Here is an 18,643-nt window from a genome sequence, read left to right as displayed (position 1 = left end):
TTTATTTTGATTTTTTATATTCTTTACTTTGAATTGGTATGCCCTTTACGCTCTCACATGCGGTACTTGCCCCACCACTCGCCAAGCTTTCAGGACAACGTCTGCCCATCGCTGCACTCGCTATAGGCACGATGTTGCCAGATTTACACCGCCTGTTTACTTTGCGTCACGATCCCACTCCACATTTATGGTCGGCATTGCTGTATCCGAATTTATTATTGGGTCTTGTCTTTTGTGCACTGTGGTATTTACTCTATCGCCCTGCATTGTATCGCTTTGTGGGAATCCATCACCCGTTAAATCTAAACACGATAAAATCTGTACTTGGGTTTGTAGGTGGCTTGATTCTCGCCTTACTGATTGGCAATGCCACCCATTTAATTTGGGATGGTTTAACCCATCACGACTTTCGTAGTTTTGCCTTTCAGGATTTTTTAGCGCAATCGGTACAATTAGGCACAGGTATTTATCCGATGCATCGCGTACTACAAATTGGCAGTTCTATTTTGGCGTTGCCTTTTTTGTTATGGATGAGCCTGCATTATTATCGCAAGCATCGGCAGGTCAGTTCTGTAAGCACTAAAATTCGCGTTTATGCCATCGCTCTCATTCTCTTGTCGATTGTATGTGGTGGGTTTTCACTTTGGGATTATGCGCGTTATATCCCCGATGCGACCTGGCAAGCCGAACTGTATTACTTTATGGGACGTGCCATCAATGAGTTTAGCCAAGGGGCATTACTCATGTTCAGTTTAGGTTGTCTGTTATTTTTGTTTTTGGATCGGTAAGGGTAGATAAAATAAAGTCAAAGCTCATCACTTTATCCTGAATCTTGCTGCATTATCCTATTTCAGACACATTCCTTGTAAAAACCCACTGTTTTTGCAGCAGGTTCTTGTAGCCACATGCCCAAAGAGGCATAATCCTACCTTTGCTAAAGGCGGTGCGCTGTTTACGTATTCGCTTCCTTAACCCATATAGTTGGATTTTTAACGCTATGATGCGAACTCATTATTGCGGTTCTTTAACCGAAGCTCAAATTGATCAAACCGTGACCCTGTGTGGTTGGGTACACCGTCGTCGTGACCACGGTGGTGTAATTTTCCTAGACATGCGTGACCGCGATGGTCTTGTGCAAGTCGTAATTGACCCAGACACTCCAGAAGCATTTGCAACTGCAGACAAAGCACGTTCAGAATTTGTATTAAAAATCACAGGTCGTGTACGTCGTCGCTATGCAGGCACAGAAAATGCTAATATGGTCAGTGGACAAATTGAAGTTTTAGGCAAGGAAATTGAAGTTCTTGCAGCATCTGAAACGCCTCCGTTCCCATTGAACGATGAAAATACCAACATTTCAGAAGAAATTCGTTTGAAATACCGTTTCTTGGACATCCGTCGTCCAGAAATGTTAGATCGCTTACGTTTCCGTTCTAAAGTCACCAACCTAATTCGTAACTATTTAGACGATCATGGTTTCTTGGATGTTGAAACACCAATTTTAACACGTGCAACGCCTGAAGGTGCGCGTGACTATTTAGTACCAAGCCGTGTATCTAACGGTAGCTTCTATGCCCTGCCACAATCTCCACAATTATTTAAACAATTGTTGATGGTGGGCGGTATTGACCGTTACTACCAAATCGCTAAATGTTTCCGTGATGAAGATTTACGCGCAGACCGTCAGCCTGAATTTACTCAAATCGACATTGAAACATCGTTCATGAGTGACGATGACATTATGGATTTGATGGAAGGCATGACCGTGAAGATGTTCGATGAACTTCTAGGCGTGAAATTCGACAAATTCCAACGTATGCCATATTCGGAAGCGATGCGAGATTATGCGTCTGATAAGCCAGACTTGCGTATTCCACTGAAATTGGTAGATGTTGCAGACTTGATGCAAGACGTCGAGTTCAAAGTATTTGCTGGCCCAGCGAAAGATCCGAAAGGTCGTATTGTTGCACTTCGTGTGCCTGGTGCGGGTTCATTGCCACGTAGTGCGATTGATGAATACACCAAATATGTTGGCATCTACGGTGCAAAAGGTTTGGCGTATATTAAAGTCAATGAACTTGAAAAAGGCATTGAAGGTTTACAATCTCCAATCGTGAAATTTATTGAGCCAATCGTGCTTGATTTATTAAAACGTGTAGGCGCAGAAAATGGCGACATCGTGTTCTTTGGTGCAGATAAAGCCAAAGTGGTCAACGATGCGATGGGCGCACTTCGTGTCAAAATCGGTCACGATTTAAACCTTGCAACTTGTGAATGGGCACCGCTTTGGGTGGTTGACTTCCCAATGTTTGAAGAAACTGATGATGGTAAATGGACCTCTGTGCATCACCCATTCACTTTACCAAAATCAAGCGTTGAAGATGTGAAAAGCAACCCTGGTGAAGCTTTATCTGTCGCGTATGACATGGTATTGAACGGTACTGAAATTGGTGGTGGTTCACTGCGTATTTATACTTTAGAAATGCAAAAAGCGATTTTTGAAGCTTTAGGTATTGAAGAAGAAGAAGCCGAAGAGAAATTCAGCTTCTTACTGAATGCGTTGAAATACGGTGCACCTCCGCACGGTGGTTTGGCATTTGGTTTAGACCGTTTGGTGATGTTGATGACAGGTGCTTCGTCTATTCGTGATGTGATTGCCTTCCCGAAAACCAAGACAGCTGAATGTCCATTGACTCAAGCACCTGCACCAGTTGAAGCGACTCAATTGCGTGATTTGGGTATTCGTCTACGTGAAAAACCAAAAGCTGAATCTTAAGAATAAGTTTTGAGAATGTGAGAAGAACCCTGCAAATTTGCAGGGTTTTTTATGAATTGAGATATGATCTAGCTAGTGGCATAATAGCGCTTCGTTTTGAATTTTAAGTTGAGCGTTACTATGGCTATGCGTCCTGCAGTTCGTAATCGTGGCATTATGCTAATTGTATTTGCTGTCGCTCAATGGTTATTCATGCGTTATATTCTGGCCAATAACCTATTTGCCTTAGACACCAATGACCGTATTTTGTACTTTAGCTTAAGTTCTATTGGCGGCGCATTTGTGATTTTTGTGGGGCTGATTTATATGGTTTTAAAAGGCAACGCAGAGAAAGTCGAATAATTCCCTTCTTTAACCACTGAGTGGTGACTTTCCTCAGTGGTTTTATCTCGTTTTATTTTGTTCTGAAAATGTTTAACTCCTTATCTGTGATTTAGACATAAGGGCAGCATCATCCTTGCTGTAATAAAACTCTTTGCAAAATTTTCTTCTTATAACCAGTGTAGTTTTCAAAGAGTTACAACATTATGTATTTTTTCCTCAAAGTCATTTCCCGATTTCCGTTGTTTTTTTTACAGCTTCTGGCATCCTGCATTGCAATTCTGCTGTATTCCTTCAATTCCTCACTCAAACGAATTACCAGCATCAATTTAAAGCTGGCTTATCCCGAACTGGATGAAACAGCCTACCAGGCTCTCCTCAAAAAAAGCTTAAAAAGTCAATGCATGACGTATATAGAATCAATCAAATGTTGGGGTATGCCACCTGAATACAGCTTAAATCAGATCAAAAATATTTACGGAGAACAGCATCTTACAGAAGCCTTAGCCAACAAAAAAGGCGTTATAGTTGTGGTTGCACATTTGGGCTGCTGGGAGTTTTTAAATGCATGGCTGAATTTACATGCCGCCCCGATGATCATGTACAAGCCCAATAAGCATAAAGCGGTCGATCGCTTTATGCTAGAAGCGCGCCAGCGATTGAATGCCACGCTTGTCCCCACCGATGAAAATGGCGTGCGTGCCATCTTTAAACATCTGAAGCAAGGAGGATTAACGGTCATTTTACCGGATCACCTTCCTAAAGCATCGGGAGGTATTTATTCAGAATTTTTTGGGCAAAAGACCTTATCTACTACGCTGGTGTCAAAACTGGCCAGTAAGACCCAATGCAATATAGTAGGCCTCAGTTGTATTCGTGATGAAACATCAGGTTTTAATGTGTATTGCTCACCACTATCCGATCAGATTTTATCGAAAGATTTACAAACTTCAGTGGATAGCTTGAATCAAAATTTAGAAGACATGATTAATATCGCACCCGAGCAATATGTCTGGTCTTATAAGCGGTTTAGAAATGTTGAAGGGAATAAAAATCTTTATACATCTCAGGCACTGGATAAATAGCGATGCTATATTGCCATACACAACCATAGAATCATGCTGATTTTTTAGTCGCTCAGTGGTTATTTATGTACTCTATACTTGCGAATGATATCTTTATACTCTAATACCCCATTAGTCTATTATTTCTTAAAGAGTATTTTAGGTGCACTGGTAATTTTATAGGATAGTTTATATAGTGTTGAATAGGAATCTGGATAAATAATAATGGCAAAATTAAAGATTTTAGTGATTGGCAAACGAAATGGCATTCTCCAATGGTATGAAAATATATTGGACTCAAATGATCAAAGCGCTGACTATGTAATTTCAGGCTTTGCTCTCAATCATAACAATACACTAGAACGTTTTTTAAAAAAAATTATTCCCAACAAAGACGTATACACAGCGAAATTACTAGAGAAAAAGTTATATTCATTTCAACCAGACTTAATTTTAATTGTCGATTTATTTTACTTCTCACCCTCTTTAATAAAGGTTTTATCAAAATATCCATGTAAAAAAGCGCATTGGATTGGTGACTTCTTTGATCAAAGATTAGCTAAATCTAAAGAGATTATCGATTTATTTTGCTTTACAGATTCCAGCTTCATGGAGGATGCAAAAAAAATAGGTATTACAAATAGCCTGTATTTGCCATTAGCCTATAATCCCAATATCTTTTTTGAAGGCAATGAGTCGAAAGCTGAACGCTTATTATTTATTGGTGCGTGGTCACCTAACAGACAGGAACTGATTGAACAAATTCCTCTTCCTCTTACAATTTATGGTAAAGGTTGGGATAAACTCAAAAAAGCAGATAGTATTATTCATCCATACAATATTCCTTTAACGCAAGTAGCAAATCTTTACCGAAAACATAAATATATTTTGAATCTGATTAACAAAAAAAATATTAGGCAAGGTATGAATATGCGATGCTTCGAAGCACCTGCATGTGGATGTATATTAGTCAGTGAATATGTTGAGGATTTAGAATTAGTATTTAAAATTGATGAGGAAATTATTTACTTTTCAAATCCCCAAGAATTGAAAAGTAAACTTAAAGAAACCATAATTAATGCTAGATTAGCAAAAGATAAAGTCCATTATCACCACACCTATAAAAATAGGTTAAAAACTCTGGTTGAATTGTTACTTGATTCAAAAATTTCACAATAGATCTAGATAGGTTACCCATTCCGTGTTTGTTAGCGTCATTATTCCTTGTTATAACCATGAAAAATATTTAGAAGAACGCATTAAAAGCATTCTTAATCAAACTTTATCCGACTTCGAAATTATTCTACTTGATGATCTCTCTCCAGATAACAGTGCTGAAATATTAAAAAGATATTCCAACCACCCAAAAGTTTCGCATTGTATTATCAATGAAAAAAACTCCGGCTCAACTTTTTTTCAATGGAATAAAGGGATTGAACTGGCAAAAGGAGATTTAATCTGGATTGCAGAATCAGATGATGTTGCTGATCCACACTTTTTAGAGAAGCTGGTTGCTCCATTTTATAAGAATAAAAAGTTAGTCTTAGCCTATAGTCAATCTTATCGCATGAATGAAAATGGCATAGTGACAGGTTCATGGAAAGATGCTACAGATCATCTTAACCCGACTTTATTTGAAAATGATTTTGAGATGTGCGGCTTAGAATATTTTGAAAAGTTTTTAAACACAGGAAATACTATTCCAAATGCGAGTGCCGTAGTTTTTAAAAAACAAACCTATCTTGATGTCGGTGGAGCAAATCCACGCTTAAGATTTATCGGAGATTGGCAAATTTGGGCTAAAATCATATCTCAAGGTGATATTTTCTATACAGCAGAATGTTTAAATTATTTCCGTTACCACGATACGAGTGTCATTGCCCAAGCCAAAAAGAAGAAAGATCACTTTGAGGTCCGTCGACAGGTCATTCTATTCCGTGAAAGTATGAATACTTTTCTTAATGAGTATAGAAAGAAACAACCTCTAGCCAATACAATCTATTTAAAAAATAATAAGGCATTGTCTAAAGAGTTACGCAAGAATGCATCTCTAGCAATACGGCGTAGATATTATGACCGAATTATCCCAACCAGTATGCTTGCTTTACGTACAATCCCCTTTTATGTTGTGCCTTTTTATATTCTAAAATTGTGCATACAATTTCTAATTTCAATCATCCTAGTTGCACCTTATAAAATTATTTTTAATAAACCAAAATAAAAAAAGGAGCTACTGCTCCTCTTTTTATTTGAATTGATTTGCTTGCTGATCTTTCTCACTCACCAACACTTTATCAACCTGATTTAAAGGCCAATCAATTGCGAGTGTGGGATCATTCCAGATAATGGCATCTTCACTTTCTTTATTATAGTAATTGGTAGTTTTATACAAGAACTGGGTATTATCCTCTAATGCAATAAAACCATGGGCAAATCCTTCTGGAATCCAGAACATGGTTTTATTCTCAGCGCTAAGTTCTAGACCGACCCATTCACCATAAGTTTTAGATTCAGGGCGAATATCCACAGCCACATCCCATACCCGGCCTTGCACAACTCGAACCAATTTGCCCTGAGCATATGGAGTTTTTTGGAAGTGTAAACCGCGTAGCACTCCCTTTTGCGACAATGAGTGATTATCCTGAACAAATGTTGGTACGGGTAAATTTAACTCTTCAAGTGCTTGAGCAAAACGTTGATGATTAAAACTTTCCATAAACCAGCCACGATCATCACCAAACACTTGTGGATGTATAATCAGCAAGCCTTCAATTTTGGTTTGTTCAATTTTCATTGTGCTTCATCCGCAATTTTATACAGATATTGACCGTATTCTGTTTTCTTTAAAGCACTAGCACTGTCTAGTAATTGAATTTTACTAATCCAACCTTGGTTAAAACCAATCTCTTCAAGACAAGCCACTTTCAACGATTGACGTTTTTCAATGGTATAAACAAACTGCCCTGCTTCAAGCAAAGATTCATGCGTACCTGTATCCAGCCAGGCAAAGCCACGACCAAGTAGTTCGACATTGAGTGAACCATCTTTCAAGTAAGCATTATTAATGTCGGTAATTTCAAGTTCGCCACGAGCTGAAGGTTTAACTTGCTTGGCAAATTCAACGACACGATTGTCATAGAAATATAAACCTGTAACCGCATAAGGAGATTTTGGCTGTACAGGTTTTTCTTCAATACTGAGTACCTTACCAGTTTTGTCAAATTCAACCACACCAAAACGCTCAGGATCTGTAACATGATAGCCAAAGACTGTGGCTCCATGCTCACGTGCATTCGCGGCCTCAAGTTGCTCACTGAAGTGCTGACCGTAGTAAATATTATCACCCAAAATTAGACAGACATTGTCTTGACCAATAAATTCTTCACCGATCAGGAATGCTTGTGCCAAACCATCAGGAGAAGGTTGCACCTTATAGCTCAATTCAATACCAAATTGGGAACCATCGCCCAATAATTTTTCAAAGTTTGGAAGGTCTTCAGGTGTTGAAATAATTAAAACTTCACGAATACCCGCCAGCATCAATACAGAAAGCGGATAGTAAATCATTGGCTTATCGTAAATTGGTAGAAGTTGCTTGGACACACCTTTGGTAATCGGATGTAAGCGTGTACCGGAACCGCCTGCTAAAATAATACCCTTACGTTTTATACTCATTTGCTTAATAGCTCCGCTAGTATTCGTTTTACACCTTCTTGCCAATGCGGCAAATTCAATCTGAAGGTTTGCTGTAACTTTTGATTGTTTAATCGTGAATTATGTGGTCGTGTGGCTGGAGTTGGATACGCCATGGTAGGAATGGGATTGACCTTTTGTACAGCCAATTCCAATCCAAAGACTCGTGCCTGCTCAAAAACATAATTGGCATACCCAAACCATGAAGTTTCACCACTTGCTACAAGGTGATAAACCCCTGTTTTCATGCTGTCAGCCGCTGTTTGTGGAATGGCCTGTGCCGTAATATCCGCAATCAACTCAGCCGAGGTAGGGGCACCCACTTGATCATCAATGATAGAGAGTTCTTCTCGCTGCTGAGCCAAATTCAGCATAGTTTTCAAGAAATTTTTTCCTCGAGCAGCATAGACCCATGAGGTTCTGAAAATTAGGTAATCACAACCACTTGCAATAATTGCCTGCTCACCTTGCACTTTGGTTTGACCATAAACATTTAAGGGTGCAATGCGATCCGTTTCAAGAAATGAAGTCTGACCTAAGCCATCAAAAACATAGTCTGTCGAGTAATGCACAAACAGTGCATTGACTTGTTGGCACGCTTCAGCTGCAGCTTTTACCGTTTGATGATTCACTAAATCGGCTTGATCCTGCTCTGTTTCAGCTAAATCCACGGCTGTATAGGCAGCAGCATTCACGACCACATCAGGTTTTACCGTCATGATCGTGTTATAAATCGCCCGTGGCTGGGTCATATCACCAGACAGTCCCGCTAGACCATGCCGGTCTAATGCAATAACATCACCCAAAGGAGCTAGAGCACGTTGTAGTTCCCACCCAACCTGACCATTTTTTCCAAGCAATAAAATCTTCATGCTTATCCTTGGTATTGCTTATTTAACCAGGATTGATATTCACCACTTTGAACGTGTTCAACCCATTCATTATTGTTTAAGTACCATTCAACCGTTTTACGTAATCCCGTTTCAAATGATTCTTTCGGTGTCCAACCCAATTCATGTTCAATTTTTGAAGCATCAATCGCATAACGTACATCATGGCCTGGGCGGTCTTTTACATACGTAATTAAGTCTCGATAACGTTCAACACCTTGTGGTTTATTAGGAGCCAGTTCTTCGAGTAAAGAACAAATGGTAAGAACTACATCAATATTGGCTTTTTCATTGTGACCACCAATGTTATAGGTTTCACCTACTTGCCCCTGAGTCACGACAGTATAAAGTGCACGGGCATGATCTTCCACAAATAACCAGTCACGAATTTGCTGGCCATTACCATAGACTGGAAGTGCTTTTCCTTGCAAAGCATTTAAGATCATTAATGGAATGAGTTTTTCTGGAAAATGGTAAGGACCATAGTTATTGGAACAGTTGGTCACTAAAATCGGTAATCCATAGGTCCGATTCCAAGCACGAACCAGATGGTCTGAACTCGCTTTACTTGCTGAATAAGGTGAACTAGGAGAATAAGGGGTTTTTTCTGTAAATAAATCCGTTGTTCCTTCTAAATCACCATAGACCTCATCTGTTGAAATATGGTGAAAACGGAATGTAGCCTTCTTTTTTTCATTTAAGCCTAACCAGTAAGCGCGGCTTGCTTCCAACATTTGATAAGTGCCGATGATATTGGTTTCAATAAAAGCATAAGGCCCAGAAATCGAACGGTCTACGTGGGATTCTGCAGCCAAGTGCATCACTGCATCAGGTTGGAAATCTGTAAATAATTGATCTAGTGCGGCACGATTACAAATATCGGTTTGGGAGAATTGATAACGAGAGTAATTAGAAATGGAACTTAACGATTCTAGATTACCGGCATAGGTTAGTTTATCAACATTTAAGACTTCATGTTCTGTATTCTGAATAATATGGCGAATCACTGCAGATCCAATAAAGCCTGCACCACCTGTAATTAAAAATCTCATTTTCCCCCCAAAAAAATCTAGAGCACACAAATCATATCAAAGAAGAATTTTTAGAACATCGACATAAATAGTTAACTTCTATGGTGAGAGTTAAATATTTTTGAATTGATCGAGCAAATTCATTCTATGTTTCTGTGGTGTAATCTTCTCAACAACTCCAATTAGGTCTGCCATTTTATCTATATAAACCTTACTAAGCCATCGCTCTTGCTCAAACTTAGCTAGATAATTTTCAAGTTCCTTATCAAATACACTGGATTTGAATACAGGAATCAACACTTTCTTTTCACTCACCAACGCCTCACTGATCATCGAGGTTGATTCAGGTGAACAAATGATTAAGTCCGCTGCATAAATATAATCAGCAATATCACATTGCTGACCATGATTGACTAGTGTTAAAGCTATCTGTGGATTTCTAGTGAAGGCCTGCTGTAGATCCTTCTCAAAATCTTCGGGTGTACGCCTGGATGTACTGATCAGAATTTTCCAATTTGGATAGTTCCGCGCCAGGTACTTAATCCACTCAATCCATTCATAAGAAGTCCCAATTTTGGATGTTTTAGTATCTGCACCAATTAAAATAATCAGTACTTTCTGTTCCATACAATCCAGATTTTGCTTTGCTTGCTGAACTCTATGTTCCAATTGAAAAGTAAGTTGTTTATTTGGTGCAATTGGGTAATAAATAAAAGGTTTTTGATTTTTGTATTTATCATCAATAGTAAATACAGCATCAAAATAACAAGCTGGAATCCCTCTTAATGAGGTTGCAATCACATTCTTGGTAGCTTTCCCCTGCTGCTGAAAATACTTTTTAAGCAAGGCATTTGGCAGAAGTGTCTCCCCACCAGCTGAAACCAGGAGAATATTATCTGACTGAAAAGCTTGTAATTGAACAGTATCCAAATAAAAACCTAATGCCCATTTCGGGCTTACAATAGCCAAAAAAGCTTTGAGTATATGCTTAGTTAATTTACTGACTTTGTATATCTTAAGCCACTGCACTTCATATTGGTTGCCGTTATTCAGTAAGGTGACTATCCCTTTAGTTTGTGTTTCATGTCCTGCTTTACCATCCGTTAAAGCTAAAATCATCAGGTGACTATTTTCCATCTAACACCTCACGATAGACCATTTCAATATTATTGACCATTCCATCTAAAACTAGGTTTTTTTCTGCATCAGCAAATACTGGAATGAAATCCCGCTCTACTTGCTTTAAATTTTCTAAAGCATATGCGATCAGATGATGCAATGCATTTGCATCATTTTCAGCACAGAGATATTGCTTAGGTAAAATTTGAGCCATTGCCCCTACAGCTGTTGATACCATAGGTGTTTTACAAAGCAAAGCCTCTATCATGGTATATGGACATCCTTCATAATGAGATGACATCACATAAAGAGAAGCTTGCTGCATCAAATCAGTAATATCATTACGAAAACCCAGTAACTTTATACTCTTTTCCAGAGCAAGCTCATTAATAAGTGTTGCCAACTTTTGCTTTTCAAAACCTTCTCCTACAATCCAAAGCTGTGCATTTGGTATGTCTTGCCATGCTTGAATTAAAAGATCAAAACCCTTAACGGGCACTAATCTTCCTACAGCCAAAACGACAGGTGGAGTTATTTTATTAATATCGGAATTAAGCTCAGGCGGTTCAATTCCATTTAGAATAATGTACTTATTAGGATGTTCTAAAGTTTCTGCGGCATTGGGACTCACTGCAATCACCGCATCAAAACCCTTAAACATTTTGGTATTTTTTTTACGGCTATGTAAAGTGGCAACACTTTTAGTCGGTAGAAATTTTAAAATACTACCCACCATTGCAGCAGCTTTATTTCCATGTACATGTACAATATCAGATTGAAGTGCTTTCAATGCTCTATAAACTTGAAACAGAACAATAATATTTCTTCTGCTCTTCGACAGATCAATTGCGATAAATTCTGTTTTTAATCGACTACGGTACTTTTCATGTGCAACAACTGTGACTTGGTGATGTTTCATTAGACAGTTAGCCAATTCAACAACATGTTTTTCTAACCCTCCTTCTTCATCACCTGCCATGACCAATGTTACTTTCATCACCTAACCTTCCCGCTTCCCCAATTTCATTCGCAATTTAAAAGCAAATAATGAATCTTTTCCGCTGACTTTAATCCTCTGTAACTGCATAAAATCAGGCATTTTTTCATCTATACCTTCTTGTGTTGTTACTGCATTGCTATATCCTGCCTGCTTAGCTAAACGCACATCGCCCTCAGAATAAATGCCGAAAGGATAAGCAAAACTATTTACAGATTTTTGTGTTAAATGCTCTAGCTGAATTTTCGAATCAACCAGCTCATGTAAACATTCTTCATCATTCAGCTTATCCAAATTGGCATGTGTTAGTGTATGAGAACCTATTTCCACCAAACCAGAATTTGCTAAAAACCAGACTTGCTCATCACTCAGCTTTGGTTCACGCGCCAACTCACCACTGTTATGGTGCGCTTTCTTATATGTTGACCAATCTCGATCATGTCGGTCTACCACTACATAAATCGTCGCTTTGGCTTGGTATTTTTCTAAAATTGCAAAAGCATTTTCCAAGTTATCTAAATAACCATCATCAAAAGTGATTGCAACAGTTTTTGCAGGATGCTCCCCCCAATGGTCTTGTAATTCCTGCATAGTTACAAAGTTAAAACCTTCTGCTTTTAACCATGCTATTTGCTTTTCAAACTCAGTAGGCTTAACTCGTAATTTATTAAACTTTGCACCATCTATATGCTCACGTACCATGTGATACATTAAAATTCGTGGTCTATCCCAATCTACTGCTGGCTTCCACCATGCGTACTTATAACTGAATGCGAACAACAAGATAAATAAAACAATCAGAATATAAATCACGGTTAAATCACAGCTACTTGATTAAAAGATATGTTGCCACACGCTCAGCTTCTTTAAAAGCAGTAGTAGAATATAATTCAGCAATTTGTCTAGCATTCGATACAAGTTTCTGATCAATCAAATGCTGTACCGAACGCGTGATACGATCCTCTTTCGCTCGATCTATCTGAATAAGCCCGACTTTACAACCTGCGGTGAGTGCCTCATATATCATAGACACACTATCTTCAGTCACCCATACAGCTTCCGCTTTTTGCATCTCTTCAAAAATCCAGCCCTGCGGCGTTTCTTCAACTGGAAAAATTTGCAGTTGTGAAGCAAAACTTTGCTGAGCCACTGCAGGTAAAAAATCAGCAGGTGTACGCCTAGAACTCGTCAAAATAATGTCACACTGCATGTTCTGCTGCACAATCTGCTGAATCGCAGACATCACCTTATCTGCATTCCAAATATGCCGTTTAGATGAACCACCTAACGCAATCAAAATACGGTTTGCTATGTGTCGCTGCTCATTTTCAATTGGATTCAGCGCACCTTGTGTAACAATCACATTACCTTGTTCAGCAACACCATCATGTTCAGGAATAACCACATAATCAAACCAAGACAATGGATAATTTGGCTTCATTAAAATCACGGTTTTCGCTTGCGGAAAAACCTTGCCCATCAAAAAAACACGTAATTGGGTATGACTGCCTACCCCAAAAATATAATCTGGTGGCTGCGATACTGCTGCAAGTTTTTGTTTTTTATATGCAGTCAACAAACTCAACAGTGCTAACTGATCAATCGAAATTTCTTCAAGAGTGAGCTCAATATGTGTTTGCTTCTGCATTGCCTTAAAAAGACCCAATGCTTGAGAGCGATGACCTGCCTTACCATCGCTCACATATAAAATATGCATATTCACCCACCAGATCTAAAGCACGAATAGCATCATTTTACTAGATCAAAGCATTTAAAGTAAGCAAAGCTACATATCCTCAATGACTCGAAATATAAACTTCATTGAACTGTCACAGGGTTTGAATATTTTTTCACCACATTAAACACATATAAATAATAAGAAATTTGATTGAATATGAAAATCGCAATTGCAGGCACAGGTTACGTCGGTTTATCTAATGCCATGATTTTTGCTCAACATCATCAAGTTGTGGCTTATGATCTACAAGCAGAAAAAATTAAATTACTCAATCAACGCATCTCGCCCATTCGCGACCAAGAAATTTCTGAGTTTTTAACAAAACCTGAATTAAATTTTCAAGCCACACATTGCAAAGTCGATGCCTATCAACATGCTGATTTTGTGATTATTGCCACGCCTACCGACTACGACCCAGAAACCAATTACTTCAATACACAAAGCGTTGAAGCAGTCATTCAAGATGTATTGTCTATTAACCCCTTAGCAACCATGGTGATTAAATCCACTGTACCTGTAGGTTTTACCCAACACATCAAACAAAAATATCACACCGAAAATATTATTTTTTCACCTGAATTTTTGCGCGAAGGTAAAGCGCTACATGACAACCTTTATCCTTCGAGGATTATTGTGGGTGAAAAATCAGAACGTGCCAAACTTTTTGCGAATATGCTGTTAGAAGGTGCAATCAAAAAAGACTGTCCGGTGCTGTTTACCGACGCTACCGAAGCCGAAGCGATTAAGCTATTCGCCAATACTTTTCTGGCGATGCGTGTGGCTTATTTCAATGAGTTAGATACCTATGCTCAAATCTACAACCTAGACACACGGCAAATTATTGATGGTGCCTGTTTAGACTCACGAATTGGTCAGTTTTACAACAATCCATCCTTCGGTTATGGCGGATATTGCTTGCCCAAAGACACCAAACAATTACTGGCAAACTATGCTCAAGTTCCGAGCAACTTGATTAAAGCCGTGGTGGATGCCAATCAAACCCGTCAAGAATTTATTGCAGAATCGATTCGTAAACAACAACCCAAAGTGGTTGGAATTTATCGACTGACCATGAAAAGTGGTTCAGATAATTTCCGCGCCTCGGCTATACAAGGCGTGATGCAATATCTCAAAGCCTATGGCATACAAGTGATTATTTATGAACCTGAATTAGATCAAAAAAAGTTTTTGAATTCCAAAGTGATTCACGATTTAGCCGAGTTTAAACAACGTGCCGATTTAATTGTCTGTAACCGTAAATGTTCACTGCTTCATGATGTGCATAACAAGGTCTATACGCGCGACGTATTTGGGATGGATGATTAGAATTAATGCACAAGGACCCAAAACCCTACTGTGAATGAAGCACAAGGAATTCAAATCACTGCTTTAAATGAAGCGCAAAGCACGCAGCAATATTTACTTCATACGCAAAAAAATCTTATATCAAATAAGGTTTTTTTTTAAGATTAAACTAAAACTTAGTTTTTATCTTTGTCTACGATTTTATTTGCTTGAAACCAAGGTACGAAAAAAATGGGAAAGCACTGCTTTCCCATTTTTTAAGGCACGTAACGCAACCTTAGTTCTTTTCTTTGTCTACGATCTTGTTCGCTTGAATCCAAGGCATCATCGCACGTAACTTGTTACCCGTTACTTCAATACCGTGAGCCGCGTTTTGACGACGACGAGCAGTCATTGATGGGTAGTTCAACGCACCTTCTTGGATGAACATTTTCGCATATTCACCAGATTGAATACGTTTAAGTGCATTGCGCATTGCTTCACGTGATTGTTCGTTAATCACTTCAGTACCAGTTACATACTCGCCATATTCAGCGTTGTTAGATACTGAATAGTTCATGTCAGCGATACCGCCTTCGAACATCAAGTCAACGATCAATTTAAGCTCGTGTAAGCATTCGAAGTAAGCCATTTCTGGTGCATAACCAGCTTCAACAAGAGTTTCGAAGCCCATTTTAACCAATTCAACAGCACCACCACAAAGAACTGCTTGCTCACCAAATAAGTCAGTTTCAGTTTCTTCACGGAAAGAAGTTTCGATGATACCTGTACGACCACCACCTACACCTGAAGCGTAAGAAAGTGCAACGTTACGTGCATTACCAGAAGCATCTTGATGAATCGCGATAAGATCAGGAACACCTGAACCACGTTGGAATTCAGAACGTACAGTGTGACCAGGTGCTTTAGGTGCAACCATGATTACATCTAAGTCTGCACGTGGAACAACTTGGTTATAAAGTACAGAGAAGCCGTGAGCAAATGCTAAAGTTGCGCCTTGCTTGATGTTTGGCTCAATCACGTCACGATAAAGTTGTGATTGGAACTCATCTGGAGTCAAAATCATAACTAAGTCAGCTTGAGCAACAGCAGCAGGAACTTCAGAAACTTTAAGACCCGAATTTTCAGCTTTTTTCCAAGAAGCAGAACCAGCACGTAAACCTACAGTTACGTCTACGCCAGAATCTTTAAGGTTAAGCGCGTGCGCGTGACCTTGTGAACCGTAACCAATGATCGCTACTTTCTTAGATTGAATGATAGATAAGTCGCAGTCTTTATCGTAAAAAATTTGCATTGCTGTCTCCGCTAAAATGCTTAGGATTCCTATCTTACTCAAGTACTTGTCTATTCAGTACTTCAGTAAGCTCTCCATCCTTTGAGATGGAATGAATTCGATGAGTAAAATTAACTATGAAATTTAGTTAAATGGTTAAAACTTTTTCGCCGCGTGCGATACCTGACACACCTGAACGCACAACTTCTAAAATGGTGTTTTCAGCAATCGCGTCAATAAAACCATCTAGTTTTTCAGTTGTACCCGCAAGCTGCACCGTATAAGTCGTTGGTGTGACATCCACAATTTGACCACGGAAGATGTCTGCAGTACGTTTAATTTCAGCACGTGCAGCACCCGATGCTTTGACTTTAATCAGCATCAATTCGCGTTCAATATGCGGGCCTTCTGACAGGTCGACCACTTTAACCACTTCAACCAATTTATTCAGTTGTTTGGTGATTTGCTCAATTTTATGATCATCACCATAAGTTGTAAGCGTTAAACGTGAAAGTGTTGGGTCTTCGGTTGGCGCAACGTTTAAAGTCTCAATGTTATAACCACGTTGAGAGAATAAACCCACTAAACGAGAAAGCGCACCTGATTCGTTTTCAACGAGAACGGAAATAATGTGTCTCATTCTGTGCGCTCCCCTTTACCTAACCACATATCTTTCATGGATTGACCCGCAATTTGCATCGGATAAACGTGCTCTGTACGGTCAACCATTACGTTAATGAATACGCATTTGTCATTAATCGCCATCGCTTCTGCAAGCTTAGACTCAAGCTCATCGGCATGGTTAATTTGAATACCAACGTGACCATAAGCTTCCATCAATTTAGGGAAGTCAGGCAATGAGTCAACATAAGAACTTGAGTGACGACCTTCATAATTCATATCTTGCCATTGTTTAACCATACCTAAAGCTTGGTTATTCAAGCATAAGATCTTAACGTTTAAACCATATTGCTTACAGGTAGAAAGCTCTTGGATACACATCTGAATAGATGCTTCACCTGTAATACATACAACCTGTTGATCTGGATAAGCCAGTTTAGCCGCCATAGCATACGGTAAACCTACACCCATAGTACCTAGACCACCAGAGTTCAACCATTGACGTGGACGCTTGTACTTATAGTAGTTCGCGCCAAACATTTGGTGCTGACCTACGTCAGAAGTAATGATCGCATCACCATTGGTCACTTTGTCTAAAGCTTCAACTACTTGTTGCGGCTTCATCGTGCCATCGGTTGGTTTGTCATATTTCAAACCATGAACTTTACGCCATTCATTGATCTGATTCCACCATGCAGCAATCGCTTCAGGGTTTGGCTTGGACACATTTAATTGCTTCAATTGAACCAACATTTCCTGAAGTACAGGTTCAACCGCACCTACAATTGGAATGTGTGCCATGATGGTTTTTGAAATTGTCGCAGGGTCAATGTCAATATGAATGACTTTGGCATTTGGACAGAATTTTGCAGGGTTATTGGTTACACGGTCATCAAAACGTGCACCAATACACAAAATCACATCGGCATTGTGCATGGTCATGTTGGCTTCATACGTACCATGCATGCCCAACATACCAATAAATTGTGGATCATTACCCGGGAACGCGCCCAAGCCCATTAATGTATTGGTTACAGGGAAGCCCAAGATGTGTGCAAGTTCAGTCAATTGCTCAGAAGCATTGCCTTGTACAACACCACCGCCTGAATAAATCACAGGACGTTTGGCATTTAATAGCTCATCAATTGCTTTGCGAATTTGACCTGAGTGACCACGATGCGGTGGTTGATACGAACGCATCTTCACTTTTTCTGGGTATTCGTAAGCAAATTTTTCTGCTGGGTTGGTTGCATCCTTAGGAATATCAACCACCACAGGACCAGGACGACCTGAAGATGCAATATAGAATGCCTTCTTAATCACTGAAGGAATTTCGCTTGCATGACGCACTTGGAAACTGTGTTTTACAATCGGACGTGAAATACCCACCATATCGGTTTCTTGGAAGGCATCTTCACCAATTAAGTGTGTTGCAACCTGACCAGACAAAATCACCATTGGGATTGAGTCCATATAAGCCGTTGCAATTGGAGTTACCGTGTTGGTTGCACCAGGACCTGAAGTCACCAGTACCACACCGGTTTTACCTGTTACGCGCGAGTAGGCATCTGCCATATGACCAGCAGCTTGCTCATGGCGCACAAGATAATGATTAATTTTGTCTTGTTGAAAGAACGCATCGTAAATATGAAGTACTGCGCCGCCTGGGTATCCAAAAACATGCTCAACGCCTTCGTCCGCCAATGCGCGAACGAGCATTTCACCACCAGATAAAAGTTCCAACGTGATTCACCCTAGTCTTGTCACTGCAAAATGGGAGACACCTGCAGTGTTTTGTTCATTAATTCCTGCACT

Annotated in this window: 18 protein-coding genes; 7 read left to right on the top strand and 11 right to left on the bottom strand. The window is 39.4% G+C overall.

The features are described from left to right. Positions 1-38 precede the first annotated feature (38 nt). From FTT70_RS07365 to FTT70_RS07340, 6 genes are all read left to right on the top strand, one after another. Positions 39-788 (top strand): DUF4184 family protein, encoded by a 750-nt coding sequence (locus FTT70_RS07365; RefSeq protein ID WP_131260777.1) that lies wholly within the window; start codon positions 39-41, stop codon positions 786-788. Between the two features lie 209 nt (positions 789-997). Continuing rightward, positions 998-2,776, top strand: a complete 1,779-nt coding sequence (aspS, locus tag FTT70_RS07360) for an aspartate--tRNA ligase (RefSeq protein WP_180168456.1) — start codon at positions 998-1,000, stop codon at positions 2,774-2,776. A gap of 120 nt (positions 2,777-2,896) precedes the next feature. Continuing rightward, a complete protein-coding gene (locus FTT70_RS07355) occupies positions 2,897-3,118 on the top strand; it encodes a hypothetical protein (protein ID WP_096901541.1) in 222 nt (73 codons plus the stop codon). 185 nt (positions 3,119-3,303) lie between these two features. Then, complete coding sequence (locus FTT70_RS07350) at positions 3,304-4,182, top strand: lysophospholipid acyltransferase family protein (protein WP_179993908.1); 879 nt, start codon at positions 3,304-3,306, stop codon at positions 4,180-4,182. A 204-nt stretch (positions 4,183-4,386) separates the two neighbouring features. Further along, entirely contained in the window at positions 4,387-5,340 is a 954-nt protein-coding gene (locus FTT70_RS07345; protein WP_096901543.1) for a glycosyltransferase, read from the top strand. Positions 5,341-5,362: 22 nt separating this feature from the next. Next, positions 5,363-6,382, top strand: coding sequence for a glycosyltransferase (locus FTT70_RS07340; RefSeq protein WP_096901544.1), 1,020 nt, complete (start codon positions 5,363-5,365; stop codon positions 6,380-6,382). A 24-nt stretch (positions 6,383-6,406) separates the two neighbouring features. On the opposite strand, the gene rfbC is transcribed toward FTT70_RS07340, so the two are convergent. The 8 genes from rfbC to FTT70_RS07300 all read right to left on the bottom strand — a co-directional run bounded on the left by rfbC (position 6,407) and on the right by FTT70_RS07300 (position 13,608). Beyond that, positions 6,407-6,955, bottom strand: a complete 549-nt coding sequence (rfbC, locus tag FTT70_RS07335) for a dTDP-4-dehydrorhamnose 3,5-epimerase (RefSeq protein WP_180168455.1) — start codon at positions 6,953-6,955, stop codon at positions 6,407-6,409. Continuing rightward, positions 6,952-7,836 carry a glucose-1-phosphate thymidylyltransferase RfbA gene (gene rfbA / locus FTT70_RS07330; RefSeq protein ID WP_179993906.1) on the bottom strand — a complete coding sequence of 295 codons (885 nt, stop codon included), beginning with the start codon at positions 7,834-7,836 and terminating at the stop codon, positions 6,952-6,954. Before rfbA ends, rfbC begins: the two co-directional genes overlap by 4 nt. After that, positions 7,833-8,726: a dTDP-4-dehydrorhamnose reductase gene (gene rfbD / locus FTT70_RS07325; protein WP_096901155.1), complete on the bottom strand. Its 894-nt coding sequence runs from the start codon at positions 8,724-8,726 to the stop codon at positions 7,833-7,835. The genes rfbA and rfbD overlap by 4 nt, the downstream gene beginning before the upstream one ends. Before the next feature lie 2 nt (positions 8,727-8,728). Next, a complete protein-coding gene (gene rfbB / locus FTT70_RS07320; RefSeq protein WP_096901154.1) occupies positions 8,729-9,796 on the bottom strand; it encodes a dTDP-glucose 4,6-dehydratase in 1,068 nt (355 codons plus the stop codon). Positions 9,797-9,886: 90 nt separating this feature from the next. Beyond that, a complete protein-coding gene (locus FTT70_RS07315) occupies positions 9,887-10,912 on the bottom strand; it encodes an ELM1/GtrOC1 family putative glycosyltransferase (RefSeq protein WP_096901153.1) in 1,026 nt (341 codons plus the stop codon). Next, entirely contained in the window at positions 10,902-11,891 is a 990-nt protein-coding gene (locus FTT70_RS07310; protein ID WP_179993904.1) for a glycosyltransferase, read from the bottom strand. The genes FTT70_RS07315 and FTT70_RS07310 overlap by 11 nt, the downstream gene beginning before the upstream one ends. Before the next feature lie 3 nt (positions 11,892-11,894). Continuing rightward, positions 11,895-12,704: a polysaccharide deacetylase family protein gene (locus FTT70_RS07305; RefSeq protein WP_179993903.1), complete on the bottom strand. Its 810-nt coding sequence runs from the start codon at positions 12,702-12,704 to the stop codon at positions 11,895-11,897. 13 nt (positions 12,705-12,717) lie between these two features. Further along, positions 12,718-13,608: a mitochondrial fission ELM1 family protein gene (locus tag FTT70_RS07300; RefSeq protein WP_180168454.1), complete on the bottom strand. Its 891-nt coding sequence runs from the start codon at positions 13,606-13,608 to the stop codon at positions 12,718-12,720. 177 nt (positions 13,609-13,785) lie between these two features. Here FTT70_RS07300 and FTT70_RS07295 point away from each other — a divergent pair, with 177 nt between their 5' ends. Further along, positions 13,786-14,955 carry a nucleotide sugar dehydrogenase gene (locus FTT70_RS07295; protein ID WP_180168453.1) on the top strand — a complete coding sequence of 390 codons (1,170 nt, stop codon included), beginning with the start codon at positions 13,786-13,788 and terminating at the stop codon, positions 14,953-14,955. A gap of 256 nt (positions 14,956-15,211) precedes the next feature. Here the strand turns inward: FTT70_RS07295 and ilvC are convergent, their stop codons facing one another. The 3 genes from ilvC to FTT70_RS07280 all read right to left on the bottom strand — a co-directional run bounded on the left by ilvC (position 15,212) and on the right by FTT70_RS07280 (position 18,571). Further along, the gene (gene ilvC / locus FTT70_RS07290; RefSeq protein ID WP_004974988.1) at positions 15,212-16,228 is read right to left on the bottom strand and encodes a ketol-acid reductoisomerase; all 1,017 of its coding nucleotides are present in this window, start codon (positions 16,226-16,228) and stop codon (positions 15,212-15,214) included. Positions 16,229-16,355: 127 nt separating this feature from the next. Then, positions 16,356-16,847: an acetolactate synthase small subunit gene (gene ilvN / locus FTT70_RS07285; protein ID WP_004974986.1), complete on the bottom strand. Its 492-nt coding sequence runs from the start codon at positions 16,845-16,847 to the stop codon at positions 16,356-16,358. Continuing rightward, on the bottom strand, positions 16,844-18,571 hold the full coding sequence (locus FTT70_RS07280) for an acetolactate synthase 3 large subunit (RefSeq protein WP_096902629.1): 1,728 nt from the start codon (positions 18,569-18,571) through the stop codon (positions 16,844-16,846). Before FTT70_RS07280 ends, ilvN begins: the two co-directional genes overlap by 4 nt. Positions 18,572-18,643: the final 72 nt, after the last annotated feature.

Source organism: Acinetobacter sp. YH01003 (assembly GCF_013420525.1).
GTDB lineage: Bacteria > Pseudomonadota > Gammaproteobacteria > Pseudomonadales > Moraxellaceae > Acinetobacter > Acinetobacter towneri.
The sequence above is the reverse complement of the archived record's forward strand: the minus strand, read 5'-3'. Positions and strand labels throughout refer to the sequence as shown.

Excerpts from the sequence above, each read along its gene's own strand:
- FTT70_RS07365 (WP_131260777.1), top strand. The coding sequence starts at position 39 with ATGCCCTTTACGCTCTCACATGCGGTACTTGCCCCACCACTCGCCAAG.
- aspS (WP_180168456.1), top strand. The coding sequence starts at position 998 with ATGATGCGAACTCATTATTGCGGTTCTTTAACCGAAGCTCAAATTGAT.
- FTT70_RS07355 (WP_096901541.1), top strand. The coding sequence starts at position 2,897 with ATGGCTATGCGTCCTGCAGTTCGTAATCGTGGCATTATGCTAATTGTA.
- FTT70_RS07350 (WP_179993908.1), top strand. The coding sequence starts at position 3,304 with ATGTATTTTTTCCTCAAAGTCATTTCCCGATTTCCGTTGTTTTTTTTA.
- FTT70_RS07345 (WP_096901543.1), top strand. The coding sequence starts at position 4,387 with ATGGCAAAATTAAAGATTTTAGTGATTGGCAAACGAAATGGCATTCTC.
- rfbC (WP_180168455.1), bottom strand. The coding sequence starts at position 6,955 with ATGAAAATTGAACAAACCAAAATTGAAGGCTTGCTGATTATACATCCA.
- rfbA (WP_179993906.1), bottom strand. The coding sequence starts at position 7,836 with ATGAGTATAAAACGTAAGGGTATTATTTTAGCAGGCGGTTCCGGTACA.
- rfbD (WP_096901155.1), bottom strand. The coding sequence starts at position 8,726 with ATGAAGATTTTATTGCTTGGAAAAAATGGTCAGGTTGGGTGGGAACTA.
- rfbB (WP_096901154.1), bottom strand. The coding sequence starts at position 9,796 with ATGAGATTTTTAATTACAGGTGGTGCAGGCTTTATTGGATCTGCAGTG.
- FTT70_RS07315 (WP_096901153.1), bottom strand. The coding sequence starts at position 10,912 with ATGGAAAATAGTCACCTGATGATTTTAGCTTTAACGGATGGTAAAGCA.
- FTT70_RS07310 (WP_179993904.1), bottom strand. The coding sequence starts at position 11,891 with ATGAAAGTAACATTGGTCATGGCAGGTGATGAAGAAGGAGGGTTAGAA.
- FTT70_RS07300 (WP_180168454.1), bottom strand. The coding sequence starts at position 13,608 with ATGCATATTTTATATGTGAGCGATGGTAAGGCAGGTCATCGCTCTCAA.
- FTT70_RS07295 (WP_180168453.1), top strand. The coding sequence starts at position 13,786 with ATGAAAATCGCAATTGCAGGCACAGGTTACGTCGGTTTATCTAATGCC.
- ilvC (WP_004974988.1), bottom strand. The coding sequence starts at position 16,228 with ATGCAAATTTTTTACGATAAAGACTGCGACTTATCTATCATTCAATCT.
- ilvN (WP_004974986.1), bottom strand. The coding sequence starts at position 16,847 with ATGAGACACATTATTTCCGTTCTCGTTGAAAACGAATCAGGTGCGCTT.